Here is a 19465-nt window from a genome sequence, read left to right on the forward strand (position 1 = left end):
GGGGTTCCTTCAGTTCACAAGGGAGCGCGTCACTGGTGAGGTCGGCGTGGTGGCGGGGTACGGCGGGCGCGGCCCCGCCGGGCGGCGGCGCGCAGCGCGGCGCGGGCCAGTTCCGGCCGGTCGGCGGCCCCGTCGAGGCTGGCGGCGAGCGCCCGCACGGTCGGGTGGCGGAACAGGTCGAGCATGGTGATCGAGCGGCCGGTGGCCTCGGTGAGGCGGGCGTACACGGCGGCGAGGGCCATCGAGTGGCCGCCGATGTCGAAGAAGTTGTCGGTGACGCCGACGGTGTCCCGGCCGAGCACGTCGCGCCAGATGCCGGCGATCAGCTCCTCGGTGCCGGTGAGCGCGTCCGAGCCGGTGGGCAGCGGCGCGCGGGCCGGTTCGGCGGTGGCGACAGTCATCGCGCCGAGCGCGGCGACGCGCACCGCCGGGCGGGGCAGCTCGGGCGCCACCTCGGCGGCCGGCCTGTGCGGGTCGGCGGCGAGCGCGCCGACCAGGGCGGCCAGGTCGGCCAGGAGCGCGCTGATCCGCTCGGCCTCGAACAGATCCGGGTTGTGCACCACCTCGACGCCGGCCCGCCCGTCGCGCTCCACCACGTAGACGGTCAGGTCGAACGGTGAGCCGGGCTTGGGCACCGGCAGCGGCTCGGCCGTGAGACCGGTCAGCGTCAGCCGGGGCGCGGCGAAGTTGAGCACATTGAACAGCACCTGCACCAGCGGGGCACGGGAGGTGTCCCGGCCCACGCCGAGCGACTCCACGATGCGTTCCAGCGGCGCGCCCGGGTGGGCGGTGACCTCGTGCAGCTCGGCGGCGGCCCGGTCGACCTGCTCGGCGAAGCTCGCGCCGCCGGAACGGACCCGCACCGGCACGGTGTCGATGAAGAAGCCGATCACCTCGTCGAACGCGGCCAGCCGCCGGTCGGCGACGATCGCGCCGAGCACGTGCTCGTCGCCGCCGGTGACCCGGCGCAGCAGCTCGCCGAACGCGGCCAGCAGCACCGCCGCGACTGTGGTGCCGCGCCGGGCGGCCAGGTCGCGCACGTCCCGGTCAGCGGTGGCGTCCAGCCGCACCGCGGCCTCCGCGCCGGCGTACGTCTGCACTGCTGGGCGGGGCCGGTCGCGGGGCAGGTCCAGCACCGTCGGCGCGCCGGCCAGGTGCGCGGTCCACCAGGCCAGGTCCGCCTCGCCGCGGCGCCGGTCCCGGTCGGCGCGCCACACCGCGTAGTCGGCGTACGTGGCGGGCAGCGGCGGGCGGCCCGGCACGGACCGGCCGAGCGCGCGGGCGTACGCGAGCGCCAGCTCGTCGTAGAGCAGCGCCTCGGACCAGCCGTCGAAGACCGCGTGGTGCACGGTGACCGCGAGCACGTGCTCCTCGGCGGCGAGCCGGTACACGGTCACCTGCCAGGGCGGGCCGGTGGCCAGGTCGAACGCGTGCCCGGCGCCGGCCGCGAGCATTCCTGCGAGTTCGGTGTCCGGGTCGGCGCCGCCGGTCAGGTCGACCACCGGCACCGCCACGTCGGTCGGTTCCTCGCGGACCGCGTACGGCACGCCGCCGTTCTGCGGGATCCGCCAGCGCAGCACATCGTGCCGTTCGGCCACGGCGCGCAGCGCGGCGCCGAGCGCGGCGACGTCCAGCGGCCCGCGCAGCCGGTGCGCGACGGCGATGTTGTAGGGCGCGCTGGACGGGGCGAGCTGGTCCATGAACCACAGCCGCCGCTGCGGCGGGGACAGCGTGGGCGGGTTGCCGGTGGTCAGCCCGTCGGCGTCGGCCGGGTCGGCGGCGCGGACCCGGTCCACCAGCGCGACGAACGTGCGGTCGGCGAACAGCACCCGCGTGTCCACCTGCCGGCCCAGCTCCGCGCGCAGCGCCGCGACCAGCCGCATCGCGGCGATGGAGTTGCCACCAGCGGCGAGGAAGTCGCTGTCCGGGGCGGGCGCGGCGCCGAGCAGCCGGGTCCAGATCCGCCGGACCGCCACCGTCACCGGGTCGCCGTCGGTGGGCGCGTCGTCCACGCCGGCCGGGGCGGCCGCGGCCAGCTCGCGCAGCGCCGGCCGGTCCAGCTTGCCGGTGACCGGGCTGACCGGCAGCGCGTCCAGCCGCACCGTCCGGGCCGGCAGCATCGCGGTGGTCAGCCGCGTCGTCGCGTACGCGCGCAGCTCGTCGTCGCCGGGTGCGCCGGACGGGGTGAGGAACGCGACCAGCTCGGCGCCGGCCGGGCCGGGCACCGCCTCCACCGCGACGCGCTCGACGCCCGGGCAGGCGGCCAGCACCGCCTCGATCTCGCCCAGCTCGATGCGCTGGCCGCGCACCTTCACCTGCCGGTCGGCGCGGCCGAGGTAGACGATCCGGCCGTCCGGGCCCTGCCGGACCAGATCGCCGGTGCGGTAGAGCCGCTCGCCGGGGACGTCGCCGAACGGGTCGGGCACGAACCGCTCGGCGGTCAGGCCGGGCCGGTTCAGGTAGCCGTCGGCCAGGCCCGGCCCGCCGATCAGCAGCTCGCCGGTCTCGCCCGCCGGCACCGGCCGCAGGTCGGCGTCGACCACGTACGCCCGGTGGTTGGGCAGCGGCCGGCCGATCGGCATCGGGTCGGTGTCGGCCGGGGTGAGGTCGCAGGTGACCGCCAGCACCGTGGTCTCGGTCGGGCCGTAGCCGTTGAGGAACCGCCGGCCCGGCGCCCAGCGGGCGACCAGCTCGGCCGGGACCGCCTCGCCGCCGCAGAGCAGCACCCGCCACGACGGGAACCCGGCCGGGTCCAGCAGCGACAGCACGGTCGGCGTGATGAAGCCCCAGGTGACCTCGTGCTCGGCGACGAACCGGGCCAGCCGTACCGGGTCGGCCCGGTCGTCGGCGCCGAGCAGCTGCACCGCGCCGCCGAGCGTGAGCGGCACGAACAGGTCCATGGTGGCCGCGTCGAAGCCGAGCGAGGCGATGCCGAGGCTGCGTACCGAGGCGTCGGCGCCGGTCAGCGCGCTCACCCCGGTGACGAACTCGACGGCGTTGCGGTGGGTGGTCAGCACGCCCTTGGGGCGGCCGGTGGAGCCGGAGGTGAACAGCACGTACGCCGGGTCGCCGGGCCGGGCCGGGCAGGGCACGAGCGGGGCCGGGCCGGGCAGCGCGAGCGCCACCACGCCGGGCTCGTCGCCGAATTCGGCCGCCGCCGCGTCACCGACCACCACCCGCACGCCCGCGTCGCGGGCGATGCCGCGCAGCCGGGCCCGGGGGCCGCCCGGCTCCAGCGGCACGTACGCCGCTCCGGCCAGCAGCACGCCGACCACGCTCACCACCAGGTCGGGGGTACGTGCGCCGCACACGCCGACCCGGTCGCCCCGGCCGACGCCGTGCCCACGCAGCGCGGCGGCCACCCCGGCGGCCCGGTCGACGAGCTGCCGGTAGGTGAGCCGGGTGTCCCACTGGCGTACCGCCACCGCGTCCGGGGTCCGGGCGGCCTGCGCGGTGATCAGGTCGGCGAGGGTGGCGTCCGGCCACGGCAGGTCCGTGCCGTGGACGGCGCTGACGGTCAGGGTGTCGGTCACCGGAGTGCTCCAAGGTGCTCGGCCGGGTCGGTGATCTGGAGGCGCAGTTCGCTGACGTAGCCGCGGCCCCGGGCGTCGGGCACCCAGGACTCGGCGGGGGCGGGCAGCAGTTCGGAGACCACGACGGGCACGTCCGGGCCGGTCCGCAGCGCGGCGTCGACCATGGCGCACAGCGACTGCGCGTACAGCGGCCCGGTCAGGTCCACGTAGCAGGGTTTGATCTCGGTGCCGACCTTGACGAAGACCCGCTCGGGCAGGCCGGTCTCCGCGCGCCAGCTGCGTACCGCCAGGTAGCGGGCGGACTCGTCGGAGTGGCCGCCCAGCCCGCACGCCCCGGCCGTGGTGCGCCAGGTGCGCCGCGCCACCACCAGCTGGTCGATGGTGATCCGGGGCGTGTGCGCGGCCGCGCCGAGCAGCTTGAACGCGTCGAGCAGCAGCGCGCCGAGCAGCGTGGCGAAGACCTCCATCAGCGGCCAGCGGGCGCCGTCGGGAAAGACCGCGGTGAGCGTGTCGCCGGTCCGCTCGACCACCACGCCGGTGGCCGGGACCAGTCGGTCCACGTCCGCGCCGTGCGCGGTGTCGATGCCGAGCTGCAGGTCCGCCGGGCCGGTCAGCGCGTACGTGGTGCGGGTGGTGCGGCGGGGGAAGCTGTCCGGCCACAGCACCCGCAGCCGGACCGGGCCCAGGTCGGCGTCGAGGTCGGCGCGCAACGCCGCCGGGTCCGGGTGGAACGGGCTGAGCACCGCGCTGTCGAAGGCAACCGACGCCGGGTGCAGCTCGCCGAGCACGAGCAGGAAGTCGCCCCGCTCGACGGCCTCCGGCGAGTCGGCGCACAGCTGCACGTCCGGGTTGTGCAGCCGGGCCGACGGCCAGCCGGGCTGCTCGGCCGGGAACAGCTCCCGGACCCGGTCGGTGAGGTCCGCCGCGCGCAGCCGCAGCTCCGCCTGCCCCTCCGGCAGGTCGGCCAGGCCGAACAGCTCGGCCCAGCGCGCGGTGAGCGTCGCGCCGGCCCGGCCGATCGGGCCGTCCGGGGAGACGAGCGTGCCCTGGGCCAGCAGCCACAGGTCGGCCAGCCGCACCGGTCTCCCGTCGGCGGCCAGCTCCTCGTGCAGCTCGGTGAAGAGGTCACCGCAGCGGGCGGCCACCTCGCCTGTGAACCAGCGGGCGGTACGCAGCACCACCGCCAGCGGCTCGGCGAGCGCGTCGACGACTGCCGCGCCGATCTGGAACTCCAGGTCGCGGGCGGTCTCCTCGTAGCAGACGGTACGGGCGGCGTACATCTGGCCGCTGTGCCGGGTGGCGGGGCGCCCGGTGACGGCGGTGAACCCGGCGTTGAGCGTGGCGAGCGCGGCGCCGAGCCGGTCCGGGTCGCCGGCCGCGGCGGCCACCTCGTCGCGGGCGGCGCGCAGCCGGCCGAACTCGGCAGCCGTCGCGGCGCGGACCGGCTCGTCGCCGATCGCGGCGATCCGCGCTTCGAGCACCCGTTCGGCATCGGGCGCGATCGGCAGGTTCGCACCCCAGCTGAGCTGGCCACGCTCGACCCACCGGTCCAGCAGCAGGTAGACGTCGTCGGCGCTGTGCACCTCGCCGGCGTCGCGCAGCCGCTGCGCCAGCTCCACCGCGGGCGTGCGCCCGTCGCAGGCGCCGAGCACCAGCGCCTCGACCGGCGTCAGCGCGATCGGCGGGTGCAGCGGCCAGCGCAGCTCCCGCCCGGCGACGGTCAGGTGCGGTTGCAGTGCGGGCGCCCACCAGCGGCGCACCGCCAGGTCGTCGGCGAGCCGGTCGGCGTACGCGATGAGCGCCCACGCCTCGAAGTACACCCGCCGCCGGTGCACCAGCGCGTCACCGGGCACGGTGCGCACGCCGGGCCGGGTGGTGTCGAACGTGCCCCAGCAGACCGGGCCGAAGAAGCCGATGGTCTCGGCCTTGCCGCAGTACCGCTGCCAGTAGCGCAGCAGGCTCAGCTCGCGCTTGCGGCGGCGCACGTTGCGGACCTGCGGGTCGGTGCGCAGCAGCCCGTCCAGCGCGATCAGCATGTCCGGGTTCTGCCAGGTCACCGCCTCGCGCAGCAGCGGGTCGGCGGCCAGCTCGCCGGCCACCGCGGAAGACTCGGCGAATGCCTCGCGCAGCGTCTTGTCGAACACCTCGGGTCCGGTGTCGCCGGCGAGCAGCGCGTCCGCGGTGGCGGCGCAGTCCGGCGCGGCGAACCGGTCCAGCCCGGCGGCCGGGAAACCGGCGGTCCGCAGGACCACGTCGCGCCACACCGACCAGCCGGTGTCGCCCAGGGGCACCAGGTGGCTCACCGGTGGCCCTCCCGCCCGGCGTCGGTGATGTGCAGGCGCAGCTCGCTGAAGTAGCGGCGCCCCTGCCCGTCGGGCACCCACGCCTGCTCCGGGGCGGGCAGCATCTCGCTCACCGTGAACGAGACGTCGTCGCCGCCGTCGACCCGGGCGGCGCGCGCCATCGCGCAGAGCGTGGTGGCGAACGCCGGCGCGGACAGGTCGACGAAGCAGGGCTTGGTCTCGGTGCCGAACTTGACGTACACCTGCTCGGGCAGGCCGAGGCGGCGGCGCCAGTCCCGGACGGCGAGGAAACGCTCGCGCTCGCCGTTCGGGACGGCCAGGCCGCTCTCGCCCACAGTGCTCCGCCACGTCTGCCGGGCCAGCACCAGCCGGTCCACGGTGATCCGGGGCGTGTACGGCGCGGCGGCGACCAGCTTGAAGCCGTCCACGGCGTGCGCGCTGAACGGCTCGGCGAAGATCTCGGTGAGCGGCCAGCGCTGCCCGTCCGAGGCGGTGGCGACCAGCTCGCCGTCGACGTCGTCGACGACCAGGTCCACTGTGGGCAGCACGCGGGCCGGGTCGGCGCCCGGCGCGTCGAGGAACGCCAGGTGCCGGTCGGTGGGGCCGGTCAGCGACTCGGCGGTACGGCTGGTCCGCCGCGGCCAGTCGGCGGGGAACAGCAGCCGGACCCGCCGCTGCCCGAGGTCCGCCGCCAGCGCCTCGCGCAGCCGCTCCACGTCCGGGTGCGACGGCGTGAACACCGCGCAGTCGAACGACGACCAGGCGGCGTGCAGCTCGCCGAGCACCACCGTGTACTCGCCGCGCCGCAGCGCGTCCGCGTCCGTGGCGCAGATCTGCAGGTCGGGGCTGTGGATGGCGGCGTTCGACCACTCCGGGCCGGTGCCGGGGAACACCGCGTCGACCCGGTCGGCGAGATCGGCCGCGCGCAGCCGTACGTCGGTGGCGCCGGCGGGCAGGGTGTCCAGGCCGAACAGCCCGGACCAGCGGGCGGCGAACTCCGCCGCCACCGCGTCGACGGGCCGCTCGCCGTCGCCCCAGAACATGCCCTGGGCGAGGAACCACAGGTCGGCCAGGGGCACCGGGGCGCCGGACTCGGCGCGCAGCTCCTCGTACAGGCCGCGCAGCACGTCGACGTAGGCGCGGGCGAGCGCGTTCGCCAGCCAGCGGGCGGCGCGCAGCAGCACGTCGAGCGGGGCGGCCAGCTCGGCCAGCAGCGGCGCGCCGAACACCACGTCCAGGTCCCGGGCGCTGTCCTCGTAGCAGAGCGTGCGTCCGGCGTACATCTGTCCGGCCCGGCGTGCCGCCGGGACGCCGGTCAGCTCGGTGAACGTGGCGTCCAGCGCGTCCAGGACGACGCGCAGCCGGTCGGCGTCCCCGGCCGCCGCGGCGACGTCGTCACGGGCGGCGCGGAGCCGGTCGAACCCGGCGCGCGCGGCGGCGCGGGCCGGCTCGTCGCCGATCGCCTCGATCCGGTCGGCCAGCACCCGCTCGGCGTCCGGGCTCACCGGCAGAGCCGCGTCCCAGGTGATCAGCTCCCGCTCCACCAGGCGGTCGAGCAGCGCGTAGCCGTCCTCGGGGCGGCGCAGCCCGATCGCCGGGTCGGTGACCAGGTCGGCGGCGGGGCGCCGCCCGTCGGCCGCGCGCAGCAGCTCGGCCTCGACCGGAGTCAGCGTCAGCGGCGGCCGTCCGGGCCGCAGCACGGCCCGGTCCCGGACCGCCAGGTGGGGGCGGAGCATCGGCGGCCACCAGCGGCGGACCGCCAGGTCCGCGCCGATCCGGTCGGCGTACGCGGTCAGCGCCCACGACTCGAACCACACCCAGCGTCGGCGGGTCAGCCCGGCGCCGGGGTTGACTCGGGCAACTTCCGGCTGTGCCGGATCGACTGTGACCCAGCAGCTGGGCCCGAAGAAGCCGACCGTCTCGTTCTTGCCGCAGTAGCGCTGCCAGTACTTCAGCAGCGCCCGTTCCCGGTCGCGGCGGCGGACGTTGCGGGCCGCGTCGGCGCCGCCGCGCACCAGCCCGTCGAACGCGACGAGCGCGCCCCGGTTCTGCCAGGTGACCGCCTCGCGCAGCGACGGGTCGGCGGCCAGCTCGCTGAACCGCTGCGCGCCGGCGCGCAGCGCCTCCTCGAACTCCTTGTCGAACCGGTCCTCACCCGCGCCGGTGGCGAGCAGCTCGTCGGCGGCCGTGGCGGCCCGGGACGCGGTGAACAGCTCCAGCCCGTCGGCCGGGAACCCGGTGGTCCGCAGCACCGCGTCGCGCCACACCGACCAGCCGGTGTCGCCGAGGGGGACCCGGTGCGCGGCGCCGGCGGTCCCGCGGCCGGCGGCGCGCACCGGGTCCGGACCCGCGTCCGGCGTGCCGGCGCGGGTGTCAGTGGACGCGGCGGTCAGGTCGGCGCGGATCAGCGCGGCCAGTTCGGGCAGCCGGTCGTGCAGGAAGAAGTGTCCGCCGTCCAGCTCGTGCAGGGTGAACCCGGCCGCGGTGTGCTCGGCCCAGGCCGCGCTCTGGTCCCGGGTGACCGCCCGGTCGGTGCGCCCGGCGAACACGACGATCGGCACCGGCAGCGGCTCGCCGGGCACGTGGCGGTAGTCGTCGACGCGGCCGAAGTCGGCCCGCAGCAGCGGCAGCAGCAGTTCCACCAGCTCCGGGTGGTCGAGCAGTTCGGCGGGGAGGCCGCCGCCCTCGCCGAGGCGGCGCAGCAGCTCGTCGTCGCCGGCCCGGGACAGGCCGTCGAACGGGCCGGGGGTACGCACGTGCGGGGCGCGGGCGCCGCCGACGTAGAGCCGCAGCGGCAGCGGCCGGCCGGTGCGGCGCAGCTCGCGGACCACGTCGAAGCCGAGCCGTCCGCCCATCGAGTGGCCGTAGATCGCGTACGGGCGGTCGGCCCGGGAGGCGATGGCGTCGGCCACGTCGGCGACGCTGAAGCGCGGGTCCTCGGTGATCCGGTTCTCCCGGCCGGGCAGTTGCACAGGCGTCACGTCGACGCCCGGGCCGAACTCGGCCGCCCAGCGCCGGAACGCGCTGGCGCCGGCCCCGGCGTAGGGCAGGCAGAACAGTCGCACCGGGGCCTCGGGGCGGCTTCCGGCGGAGACGAACCAGTTCACCGCGGACCTTTCTGCACGGGGTCGATCCAGTGCCGGCGGCGCTGGAACGGGTAGGTGGGCAGTCCGGTGCGTCGCACCGTGCCGTCGGGGTGCAGCTCGTGCCAGTCGACGTCGCGCCCGGCGACCCAGTCGGCGGCCGTCTCGCGCAGCGGCCCGCCGTCGCCGGCGATGCGGGCGTCGGTGTCCAGCAGCACGTCCAGAGCGGACAGCGCGGCCGGCAGGTCGGCGGCGACCACCGCCGCCCGGTGGGCGAACGCCCGCCGGCCGAGCGCCAGCGTGGCGGCCACGTCGGGCAGCGCCGGCGCGGCGCCGGCCAGGTGGGTCCGCAGGCGGGCCAACGCGGCCCGCAGCGCCGCCGGGGTACGCGCGGAGACCGGCAGCAGCCACGGCCCCTCGCCGGGCGGGTCGGCCGGCTCGGCCGGCGGCGGCTGCTCCACCACCACGTGGGCGTTGGTGCCGCCGAGGCCGAACGCGCTCACCCCGGCGACACGGCGCGCGCCGTCCGGCCAGTCCCGCGCCTTGGTGGGCACGTAGAACGGTCCGGCCGCCAGGTCGATCTCCGGGTGCGGGCGGGTGAAGTGCAGGTTCGGCGGGATCACCCCGTGCCGGACGGCGAGCACCGCCTTGATCAGCCCGGCGATGCCGGCGGCGGCGTCGAGGTGGCCGATGTTGGTCTTCACCGAGCCGAGCGCTGTCGACTCGGCGGGCGCGGCGCCCGCGTACACCTCGTGCAGCGCCGCGACCTCGATGGCGTCGCCGAGCGGCGTGCCGCTGCCGTGGCCCTCGACGAAGCGGACCTCGCCCGGCGCGACCTCGGCGGTGGCGAGCGCGCCTGCGACGGCGGCGGCCTGCCCGGCCGGGCCGGGCACCGCGAATCCGGCCCGGTCCGGGCCGTCGTTGGTGACCGCCCAGCCGGGCAGGATCGCGTAGATGCGGTCGCCGTCGGCCTGCGCGTCGGCGAGCCGGCGCAGGGCGACCACCCCGGCGCCGGAGCCGAACCCGGAGCCGGCGGCGGCTTCGTCGAAGGCGCGGCACCGCCCGTCGGGCGAGGTGAGCCCGCCCGCCCGGTGCCGCGGCCACGTCACTGTGGACCCGCCGGCCAGGGCCAGGTCGCACTGGTAGTCGGCGAGGCTCTGCGCGGCCAGGCAGACCGCGACGAGCGAGCTGGAGCAGGCGGACTGTACGGCCATCGCCGGGCCGCTCAGGCCGAGCCGGTACGCCACCTGCCCGGGCAGGTGGTCGGTGAACTGGCGGCCGACGAGCCGCGCCTCCCAGTCGTCCGGATCGACGTCGCCGACCACCGCCGGGTTGTCCATGAGGTGGAACAGGAAGTAGCGGTTGGCCGAGGTGGCGGAGTAGACGCCGACCAGGCCGGGGAAGCGCGACGGGTCGTGCCCGGCGTCCTCCAGCGCCTCCCAGGCGGTCTCCAGGAACAGCCGGTGCTGCGGGTCGGTGCGGGCGGCCTCGTCGGCGCCGAAGCCGAAGAACTCGGCGTCGAAGTCGGCCACCCCGTCGAGGCGGCCGGTGGCGCGTACGTGCCGGGGGTCGGCGAGCAGGCCGGGCCCGACGCCGAGCGCGGTCAGCTCCTCGTCGGTGTGGTCGTGCACCGAGTCGACGCCGGTGCACAGGTTCCACCAGAACGTCGCCACGTCGGGCCCGCCGGGGAACCGCCCGGCGACGCCGACCACGGCGATCTCGTCGCCGGTGTACTCGCGGGCGGCGCGCACCGGCGCGGCGGGCGCGGGCAGCACCGGCGCGCGGACCGCCTCGGACGGGGCGTCGAGCAGCGCGGCCTGGGCGGCGACGGTCGGGTGGTCGAACAGGCGCAGCATCGGCAGGCGGACGCCGAACCGCTCGGCGAGGCGCTGCTGCACCTGGCCCAGCAGCAGCGACTGCCCGCCCACGTCGAAGAAGCTGTCGGTGCGGCCGACCGCGTCGCGGCCGAGCACCGCGCACCAGATGTCGTGCACGGCGCGCTCGGTCCCGGTGGCCGGCGCCGCCTCGGCCGGCACCTCGGCCACCGGGTTGGGCAGCGCCCGCTCGTCGATCTTGCCGGTGACGGTGAGCGGGAACTCGTCGACCACCACCACCGCGCGGGGCACCGCGTAGTCGGGCAGCGCCGCGGTCAGCGCAGCGCGCAGCGCCGCCGGGTCGGGGCGGGCGCCGGCCGGGCGGGCGTACGCGAGCAGCTCGCCGTCGCGGACGACGGCGCGGACGCCCGCGACGCCGGGCTGGGCGGACAGCACCGTTTCGATCTCGGTCAGCTCGACCCGGTGCCCGCGTACCTTGACCTGGCGGTCGAGCCGGCCGAGGCAGACCAGTTCCCCGCCGGGCAGCAGCCGGCCCAGGTCACCGGTGCGGTACGACGGCACCCCGTCGGCGTCGACGTCGAACCGGTCGCTGTCCTGGTTGAGGTAGCCGGGGGTGAGGTGCCGGCTGTGGACGACGATCTCGCCGGTGTCCGGGGCGAGGTCGAGCCGGTAGCCGGGGAACGCGGTGCCGACCGGCAGCGGCCCGCGGGCGTCGGGGTCCACCTCGGACAGCCGCTGCACGTGCCGGGCTGCGAACGTCATCTCGGTGGCGCCGTAGCCGTTCACCAGCACGCACCCGGCGGCGAACCGGTCCCGGCCGCGTGCCGCGTCGGTCCAGGTGGCCTGCTCGCCGCCGAGCAGCACGGCCCGCACGGTGGGCAGCCGGCGCGCGCCGAGCGTGTCGAGCAGGAAGCGGTAGACGGTGGGCGTGCAGTGCAGCACCGTGGCGCGGCGCCGGTCGAGTTGCTCGACGGCGTGGGCCAGCCCCTGGCGGCGCAGGTCGACCGGGACGACGGCGGCGCCGGTGAGCAGCGCCGGGTAGAGGTCGGGGATGGCGGCGTCGAAGCTGAACGACGCGAGCAGGCTGAGCCGGTCGTCCGGGCCGACGGCCAGCGCGGCGATCTGGTTGTCGACGACGTGGGCCAGGTTGCGGTGGGTCTGCCCGACCGCCTTGGGCACGCCGGTGGAGCCGGAGGTGAACAGCACGTACGCCAGCGCGTCCGGGTCGTCGGCGACCGGGCGCAGCGGGGCCGGCGGCACCTCGTCCAGCGGCACGACCGGACGCTCACCGGCCAGCGCCGTGGCCAGGTCGCGGTGCTCGGCGGCGCACGCCACGGCGGTGACCCCGGCGGCGCCGACCATGTGGCGCAGTCGCGCGACCGGGAAGCCCGGGTCCAGTGGCACGTACGCGCACCCGGCGGCCAGGGCGCCGAGCAGCGCCGCGACGGTCGGTGCGCCGTGCGCGGTGAGCAGCGCGACCCGGTCTCCGGGGCGCAGGCCCGCGGCGGCGAACACGGCAGCGTGCCCGCCGGCCGCCTCGGCCAGCTCGGTGTAGGTGACCTCGTGGGTCTCACCGAGAAGTGCCGGACGTCCGCCGTGTACCGCCGTGATCGCGCCGAAACGATTGATAATCATCGGCTCTGCCATATCAGGAAGCGGGATGCGCTCCACAGAGGACAGGCACGCAGCGATCGACGAATGTGATCATTGATCCCCCCCAGGACTTCACATTGGAAGCAGAATATTGCTCAATCTCCGCACCGGAAGAGCATCGATGCGGCTTGACCCGAAGGGAGGAAGACGTCCTGGAACCTCGGCTGGAGGAATTCGTCCGATCATCCCTCTAGCGCGTAGACGTTTTACAGCGTAGGTGATCACCGACGAGTTATTTTACGGTGAAAATACTTTCTCGCCGTCGAATCTTCGTCACGGCGGCCCCGGTGCCGCAGCTCAACCCGGATCGCGGGGAGCCTGCTCAGACATCGTAGGGTGGCCGCGGGATCGGGTCCACCATCGCGTCGAAGCCCTTCGGAAGCTGCGCCACGAGGTCCTGGAACTCCCCCACCGTCACCGTGTCGCGCAGCGTGGCGAGCACCGCCGCCGCACCCACCTCGGCGACCGCCGGGTCCACCGCCGCGCGTTCTGCCACCCGGTACAGGAAGTCCACCGCGCCGCCGGTCGTCGCGGTCCCGCCCGGCGCCAGGTAGCCGCCGACGTCGTCCGGCAACTGCGCCGCCAGGTCGGCCGCCTCGTCCGCGGTGATCCGCTCGGCGAGGGCCTGCAACACCGCCCGGGAGATGGTCGCGGCCTCGTCGGACGGCAACTCGGACCGCCGCGCCACCGCCTCGACGAACAGGGGGAACCGCATCCCACCCTCCCCTCGCCGACGGCGGGCACCACGCCCGCCCCGGTCGGCCCCGGCGGGTACCCGCCCCCACCCCGGCCAAACTCCCCCACCCGCCGGCAGGTGGGAAAGCCGCAGGGCACGTGGCCGGTCGCGTCGGTAGCATCCGCCCCATGGCCCCCGTCACCACCCACCCCGGCGCCTGCCCGCTGGACTGCCCCGACACCTGCGTCTGGCAGCTCACCGTCTCCGACGGCCGCGCGGTCGCGCTGCGCGGCGACCGCGACCACCCGTTCACCCGGGGCGCGCTCTGCGGGAAGGTCAACCGCTACCTGGACGCGGTGAACGGGCCGGACCGGCTCACCAAGCCCTGGGTCCGCACCGGCCCGAAGGGCGCCGGCCGGGTCGCGTACCGGCCGGCGAGCTGGGACGAAGCAGTCGACCGGGTGGCCGCCGGACTGCGGGCGAGCATCGAACTCCACGGCCCGGAATCGGTGCTGCCCTACTACTTCGCCGGCACCATGGGCCTGGTCCAGGGCTGGACCATGGGCCCCCGGCTCTTCGCCCACCTGGGCGCGTCCCGGCTGGACACCACCATCTGCACGGCGGCGGCACGGGCGGCGCTGCGCTCGCTCTACGGCAGCTCGGTCGGCTTCGAGCCGGAGTCGATCGTGGAGGCGGGCCTGATCGTGCTCTGGGGCGCCAACCCGCTGGTGACCAACCTGCACCTGTGGCCGTTCGTGCAGCAGGCCCGCGAGCGCGGCGCGTACGTGGTGACCATCGACCCGCTGCGTACCGACACGGCGGCCCGCAGCGACGAGCACGTCGCGCCGCTACCAGGCACCGACGCGGCGCTCGCGCTCGGGCTGATGCGCCACGTCCGCGACGCCGGGGCGGCCGACGAGGCGTGGCTGGCCGCGCACACCACCGGCTGGCCGGAGCTGGCCGCCCGGCTCGACGAGTGGCCGGTCGAGCGGGCCGCCGCCGAGTGCGGCCTGCCGCCCGGGACGGTACGCCGGCTCGGCGAGCGGATCGCCACCACCCGGCCCACCGCGATACGGGTCGGGCTGGGCCTGCAACGGCACCACGGCGCCGGGCAGGCGATCCGGGCCATCTGCGCGTTGCCGCTGGTCACCGGCGACTTCCGGTACCCCGGCGGCGGGGCCCTGGTGACCACCAGCGGCCACCACCGCATCGACAACGGCCCGGTGATCCGGCCCGCCGGCTTGCCGGCCCCGCCGGCCCGGACGCTGAACATGAGCCGGCTGGCCGCCGTGCTCACCGGGGAGGCGGACCCGCCGGTCACCTCGCTCGTGGTGTTCAACGCCAACCCGGCGGCGACCGCGCCGGACCAGGCCCGGCTGCTGACCGGGCTCGGCCGCGCGGACCTGTTCACAGTGGTGCTGGAGCAACGCTGGACCGACACGTGTGACTACGCCGACGTGGTGCTCCCGGCGACCATGCAGCCCGAGCACCTGGACCTGCAGACGTCCTACGGGCACCACTACACGACGCTGAACCTGCCGGCCACCCGCGCGCCGGGCGAGGCGCTGCCGAACACCGAGATCTTCCGCCGGATCGCCGCCGCGCTGGGCGTGGACCATCCGGCGTTCTCGGACAGCGACGAGGACCTGGCCCGGCAGTTGCTGGCCGGCGCGCCGATCACGTACGAGGAGCTGCGCGAGCGCACGTACGCCCGGCTCACCGGCGTGCCGGTCGGCTCCGCGCCGTACGCCGAGGGCGGTTTCCCCACAGCGGACGGCCGGGCCCGGCTGCACGACCCGGCGCTCGCAGCGCTCGGCGTGGACCCGCTGCCCGGGCACACGCCGCCGGCCGAGGCGGCCGACCCGGAGCTGGCCCGCCGGTTCCCGCTGACGCTGCTCACCCCGGCCAACCGCTACCTGATGAACTCCACGTTCGCCTCGCTGCCCTGGCACGCCCGCCGGGCCGGTCCGCCCCGGGTGCACCTGCACCCGGCCGACGCGGCGGCGCGCGGGCTCGCCGACGGCGACGCGGTACGCGTGCACAACGACAGGGGCGCGTTCCTCGCCGCGGTGGCCGTGGACGAGGCGGCCCGGCCGGGCCTGGCGTTCACCTACAAGGCGTACTGGGCGCGGCGCAGCCCGGGGCGCTCCACCGTCAACGCCGTCACCGGGGTCCGCGACACCGACCTGGGCGAGGCGCCGACGTTCCACGACTGCCGGGTGGAGGTCGAGCCGGTGCCGGCCGGCCTGCTGATCGTCGAGCCGCCCGCCGACGAGGTCGCCGAGCCCGTCGCGGCTGGGTGATTCGGGACCTCCGGCCCCCTGACCTGGTCTTTGCGCCCCTGCTCCGGCCCGTCGCCGCCACCTAGCGTCGGAGGCGGACACAGGGAGGTTCGCCATGCGTACGTGGCAGGTGCAGGACGTGATGACCAGGGACGTGGCGTCGGTACGGGAGGGCACGGCGTACCGGGAGATCGTCGACGTGCTGGCCGACCGGCACGTCACGGCGGCGCCGGTGGTGGACGAGACCCGGCGGGTGCTCGGCGTGGTGTCCGAGGCGGACCTGATGTACAAGGTGGAGCTGCTGGGGCAGCCCCGGGAGCGGCGGATCCTGCCCGACCGGCACCGCCGCGAGGCGCGGGCGAAGGCGGGCGCGACGCTCGCCGCGGACCTGATGACCGCCCCGCCGGTCACCGTCACGCCGGACGCGACGATCGTCGAGGCGGCCCGGCTGATGGACGCGCGCGGCGTGAAGCGGCTGCCGGTGGTCGACGACCTCGGCCGTCTCGTCGGCATCGTCACCCGCGGCGACCTGCTCAAGGTGCACCTGCGCCCGGACGCCGGCATCCGGCGCGACGTGGTCGAGGAGGTGCTGTGGCGCAGCCTCGGCGTCCGCGACGGCGTGGTCGACGTGACCGTCCAGCGGGGCGTGGTGACGCTGACCGGGCAGGTGGAGCGCCGTTCCACGGCTCAGCTCGCGGTGCGGCTGGCCCGGCAGGTCAGCGGCGTGGTCGAGGTGGTCGACGCGCTCGGCTACGCGATCGACGACGCCCCGATGGCGGCCCTGCGCATCGGCGGCGGCACCCCGGCCGGCCTCGTCTGACCCGGTACGGATCCGGTGGGCGCCGGTGTCCGGCGCCCACCGGTGTCACTCCTGGGCGAGCGCGTCCAGCACCAGCGCGGCGGTCCAGCTGAACGCCGGCGAGCCGAGTCCGGTGCCGGTGTCCGGGTGGAAGTACTCGTGGCAGCCGGCCCGGTCGACCAGGTCGAGCAGGGACTCGCGCAGCCCGGCGGCCAGGTCGGCCCGCCGGTGGGTACGCAGGCCCTGCCAGAGCAGCCAGCCGGTGTTGATCCAGCTCGGGCCGCGCCAGTAGCGCAGCGGCTCGAAGTCCGGCGCGGTGCGGTCGTACGTGGGCAGCGGCCGGTCCATCCGGGCGGCCAGCCCGAAGCGCTGCGAGCACGCCTCGGCCAGCACCGCGCTCACCTGCGCCGACGGCAGCTCGGGCAGCGCCAGCGGCATCAGCCCCAGCACGGTGCGGGCCGGCACGAGCCGGTCGGCGCGTACGTCGCGGGGGCGGAACGTGCCGGTGACCGGATCCCAGAGCCGGCTGACGATCGCCTCGGTGATCCGGGCGCCCCGGTCGCGGTGCGGCCCCGGGTCGGCGCCGATCACGGTGGCGATGCGCGCGAGGGCGTACTCGGAGACGCCGAGCGCGGCGTTCACCAGGGGGCACTCCACCAGGAACGGGTGCCGCCCGAGCAGCCCTTCGTCCCGGTAGCGGCCGGCGCGGTACGACTCCACGAGCGCGACGTAGCGCGCGTAGTCCAGGTCGGTGGGGCGCTGCGCCGCGTCGGCGTGCGCGGTGTCGTGCCGGCGGTACGCGCGCATCACCGCCTCGTCGGCCGGCACCGCGGCCAGCGGCGCGTCCCAGGCGGGGCTGTTGTCCAGCCCGGACTCCCACGGGTGCACGATCGACGCAAGCCCGCCGCCGCCCGCGTCGCGTCGACCGGTCAGGTAGCGCTGCTGGGCGACCAGCCTCGGGTAGAGCCGCCGCAGCGCGGCCACCGACGCCTCGCCGGGCGCCCGGCGGTGCACCAGCCAGGCGGCCGGGGCGTGCACCGGCGGCTGGACGATCCCGGAGGTGGCCCGGGCCGGGGCGCCGTCGGCGCGGGCGGAGTCCCAGAACTGGGGCCCGGGGAAGTACGGCCCGGCGCGCGAGGCCGGGTTGAACACGATGTGCGGCACCCGCCCGTCGACCCACTGCGCGGCGAACAGCGTGCGCAGCTCCCGCCAGGCCCGGTCGGGACGGACGTGGGCCAGGCCGATCGCGATGAAGGCCGAGTCCCAGCTCCACTGGTGCGGGTAGAGCGTGCGCGAGGGCACCGTGTGGTCGTGTTCCCAGTTGGCGTCCAGGGTGGCCAGCGCGAGGCGGCGCAGCCGGGCGTGACGGTCGGCGTCGGCGCGTACCCCGGTGGTCAGCGTCATGCGGCGGCCCGCCGGGGACGGGCCTGGGCCAGCGCGCCGGCGGCCTGGCGCAGCGCGGCGACCGGCTCGCCGCGTAGCCGGCACTCCAGCGCGAGCCAGCCGGTGTAGCCGATCGCGTCGAGCGTGGCCAGCAGCGCGGCCCAGTCCAGGTGCCCGGCGCCGGGCTGGTGCCGGTTGGAGTCGCTGACCTGCACGTGCCCGAGGTACGGCGCGGCGGCGCGCAGCGCGGCGTTCGGGTCGTCCTCCTCGATGTTCATGTGGTACGTGTCGGCGGCCACCCGCAGCGCCGGTGACCCGACCGCGCGGCACAGCTCGACGGCCTGGTCGAGCCGGTTGACCATGTGGTCCTCGTACCGGTTGAGCGGTTCCAGGAACAGGGTGACCCCCTCGGCGCGGGCGTGCCCGGCCAGCTCGCCCAGGGCGTCGACGAGCACCCGCCGGTCGCCGTCGGCCGAGCGTGGCGGTTCGAACGGGGGCAGCCGGCGGGAGAACATGCCCCACGCGGCCGGCGTCATCGCGCCGACGCCGCCCAACTCGGCGATCACCGAGAGCTGGGAGCGCAGGTTGTCCACCGCGTCGCGGGAGCGGGCCGGGTCGAAGTCGCCGATGAAGTGGTCCATCTCGACGCAGACGGTCGGCATGACCACACCGGCGGCGCGGGCGCGGCGCAGCTCCGGCAGCCGTCCGGCCAGCGCGTGGTCACCCCGGCCGCGCAGCTCGATGCCCTGGTAGCCGAGGGACACGGCGAGGGCGTACTTCCGGGTCAGGTCGGCGCCGGGAAGCAGCTGCTCCTGGCAGGCGAGCGGAATGTCCATCAGAACCTCAGCACCACTTGGAGGACGTCACCGTCACCGCGGTCGAGCAACGCGAGGGCGTCGGCCACCGCGCCCGCGTCGACGACGTGGCTCACCAGCGGCAGCGGGTCGACGCTGCCCTCGGCCACCAGGTCCATGAACGTGTCCGCGATCCGGGTCCCGGACCACCGGCCGGCCGTGCCGGGTGCCGGGTCCGGCCCGGAGACCTGGGCGGCCACCAGCTGGATCCGGTTGTGGTGGAACTCCTCGCCGAGTTCCAGCCCGTGGGCGTACCCCTGGTAGAAGCCGGCGGCGACGACGCGGCCGGCGTGCGCGGTGGCCCGGATCGCCTCGTGCAGCGCCGGGTACGACCCGGACAGCTCCAGGCAGACGTCGGCGCCCCGGCCGCCGGTGGCGGCGCGCAGCGCGGCGGCGGGCGACCCGGCGGCGGCGTCGACGACCCGGCGGGCGCCGAGCCCGGTGGCGTGCGCGAGCCGCCCGGGCATCCGGTCGACGGCTACCACGCGGGCGCCGGAGAGCACCGCGAGGCGGGTGCCGAGCAGCCCGATCACGCCCTGCCCGAAGACGCCCACCCAGTCGCCCAGGTGCAGGTCACCGGCGAGCACCGCGGTCAGCGCGATGGCGCCGGGGCGGGCGAAGACGGCGGCGAGCGGGTCGATGCCGGGCGGCAGCGGATGCGCCGCCGCGGCGGGCAGCACCGCTTCGGCGCGGTGCCCCCAGATGCCCCAGACGAGCTGGCCGGGCCGCCGGTCGGCGACATCCGGAGCGGCCTCGACGATCTCGCCGACCTCCTCGTAGCCGAAACCCACGACCGGGTACGCGGGGCCGGCCTGCCGGGGCACGAACATGCGGGCACCGGCGTCCCAGTCCTTGCGCAGGCGCGGGTTGCTGCCCCGGTAGAGGGTCAGTTCGGTGCCGGCGGAGATGCCCGAGTAGTGGGTGCGGACGCGGACCTGGCCCGGACCGAGCCGGTCCGCGGGGCAGGGCTCCAGGCGTACGCGCCGGGGCCCGGCCAGAGAGACAACCCAGTTGCTCATGGCGTCGCTCCGAAGAAAGTGCCGACCTCGATTCTAACCCAAAAA

The 19465-nt window shown here is 76.2% G+C and carries 10 protein-coding genes; 2 read left to right on the forward strand and 8 right to left on the reverse strand.

The genetic code is table 11. The features are described 5' to 3' along the window. Positions 1 to 29: 29 nt before the first annotated feature. From AMK25_RS19715 to AMK25_RS19735, 5 genes are all read right to left on the reverse strand, one after another. A complete protein-coding gene (locus AMK25_RS19715; RefSeq protein ID WP_073829800.1) occupies positions 30 to 3533 on the reverse strand; it encodes a non-ribosomal peptide synthetase in 3504 nt (1167 codons plus the stop codon). Next, positions 3530 to 5836 carry a lantibiotic dehydratase gene (locus tag AMK25_RS19720; RefSeq protein ID WP_073829801.1) on the reverse strand — a complete coding sequence of 769 codons (2307 nt, stop codon included), beginning with the start codon at positions 5834 to 5836 and terminating at the stop codon, positions 3530 to 3532. Before AMK25_RS19720 ends, AMK25_RS19715 begins: the two co-directional genes overlap by 4 nt. Beyond that, a complete protein-coding gene (locus AMK25_RS19725; protein ID WP_073829802.1) occupies positions 5833 to 8943 on the reverse strand; it encodes a thioesterase domain-containing protein in 3111 nt (1036 codons plus the stop codon). The genes AMK25_RS19720 and AMK25_RS19725 overlap by 4 nt, the downstream gene beginning before the upstream one ends. Then, positions 8940 to 12389, reverse strand: coding sequence for an AMP-binding protein (locus AMK25_RS19730; protein WP_241826413.1), 3450 nt, complete (start codon positions 12387 to 12389; stop codon positions 8940 to 8942). The genes AMK25_RS19725 and AMK25_RS19730 overlap by 4 nt, the downstream gene beginning before the upstream one ends. Before the next feature lie 340 nt (positions 12390 to 12729). Further along, on the reverse strand, positions 12730 to 13122 hold the full coding sequence (locus AMK25_RS19735; RefSeq protein WP_073829804.1) for a DUF2267 domain-containing protein: 393 nt from the start codon (positions 13120 to 13122) through the stop codon (positions 12730 to 12732). Between the two features lie 149 nt (positions 13123 to 13271). On the opposite strand from AMK25_RS19735, the gene AMK25_RS19740 reads away from it, so the two are divergent. Both AMK25_RS19740 and AMK25_RS19745 read left to right on the forward strand, forming a co-directional pair. Next, entirely contained in the window at positions 13272 to 15386 is a 2115-nt protein-coding gene (locus AMK25_RS19740; RefSeq protein ID WP_073829805.1) for a molybdopterin-containing oxidoreductase family protein, read from the forward strand. 94 nt (positions 15387 to 15480) lie between these two features. Beyond that, positions 15481 to 16185 carry a CBS domain-containing protein gene (locus tag AMK25_RS19745; protein ID WP_073829806.1) on the forward strand — a complete coding sequence of 235 codons (705 nt, stop codon included), beginning with the start codon at positions 15481 to 15483 and terminating at the stop codon, positions 16183 to 16185. A gap of 45 nt (positions 16186 to 16230) precedes the next feature. Here the strand turns inward: AMK25_RS19745 and AMK25_RS19750 are convergent, their stop codons facing one another. Genes AMK25_RS19750 through AMK25_RS19760 form a run of 3 tightly spaced genes read right to left on the reverse strand, consistent with a single transcriptional unit; the run spans position 16231 to position 19420 of the window. Then, positions 16231 to 17568 carry an MGH1-like glycoside hydrolase domain-containing protein gene (locus tag AMK25_RS19750; RefSeq protein WP_073829807.1) on the reverse strand — a complete coding sequence of 446 codons (1338 nt, stop codon included), beginning with the start codon at positions 17566 to 17568 and terminating at the stop codon, positions 16231 to 16233. Then, positions 17565 to 18383, reverse strand: a complete 819-nt coding sequence (locus AMK25_RS19755) for a sugar phosphate isomerase/epimerase family protein (protein ID WP_073829808.1) — start codon at positions 18381 to 18383, stop codon at positions 17565 to 17567. Before AMK25_RS19755 ends, AMK25_RS19750 begins: the two co-directional genes overlap by 4 nt. Then, a complete protein-coding gene (locus AMK25_RS19760) occupies positions 18383 to 19420 on the reverse strand; it encodes a zinc-binding dehydrogenase (RefSeq protein WP_073829809.1) in 1038 nt (345 codons plus the stop codon). Before AMK25_RS19760 ends, AMK25_RS19755 begins: the two co-directional genes overlap by 1 nt. Positions 19421 to 19465: the final 45 nt, after the last annotated feature.

This window comes from Micromonospora sp. TSRI0369 (genome assembly GCF_001905625.1).
GTDB lineage: Bacteria > Actinomycetota > Actinomycetes > Mycobacteriales > Micromonosporaceae > Micromonospora > Micromonospora echinospora_A.

What these genes read in the sequence shown, in the direction of transcription:
- AMK25_RS19730 (WP_241826413.1), bottom strand. Translation starts at nt 12,389, where the DNA reads ATGATTATCAATCGTTTCGGCGCGATCACGGCGGTACACGGCGGACGT.
- AMK25_RS19735 (WP_073829804.1), bottom strand. Translation starts at nt 13,122, where the DNA reads ATGCGGTTCCCCCTGTTCGTCGAGGCGGTGGCGCGGCGGTCCGAGTTG.
- AMK25_RS19740 (WP_073829805.1), top strand. Translation starts at nt 13,272, where the DNA reads ATGGCCCCCGTCACCACCCACCCCGGCGCCTGCCCGCTGGACTGCCCC.
- AMK25_RS19745 (WP_073829806.1), top strand. Translation starts at nt 15,481, where the DNA reads ATGCGTACGTGGCAGGTGCAGGACGTGATGACCAGGGACGTGGCGTCG.
- AMK25_RS19750 (WP_073829807.1), bottom strand. Translation starts at nt 17,568, where the DNA reads ATGACGCTGACCACCGGGGTACGCGCCGACGCCGACCGTCACGCCCGG.
- AMK25_RS19755 (WP_073829808.1), bottom strand. Translation starts at nt 18,383, where the DNA reads ATGGACATTCCGCTCGCCTGCCAGGAGCAGCTGCTTCCCGGCGCCGAC.
- AMK25_RS19760 (WP_073829809.1), bottom strand. Translation starts at nt 19,420, where the DNA reads ATGAGCAACTGGGTTGTCTCTCTGGCCGGGCCCCGGCGCGTACGCCTG.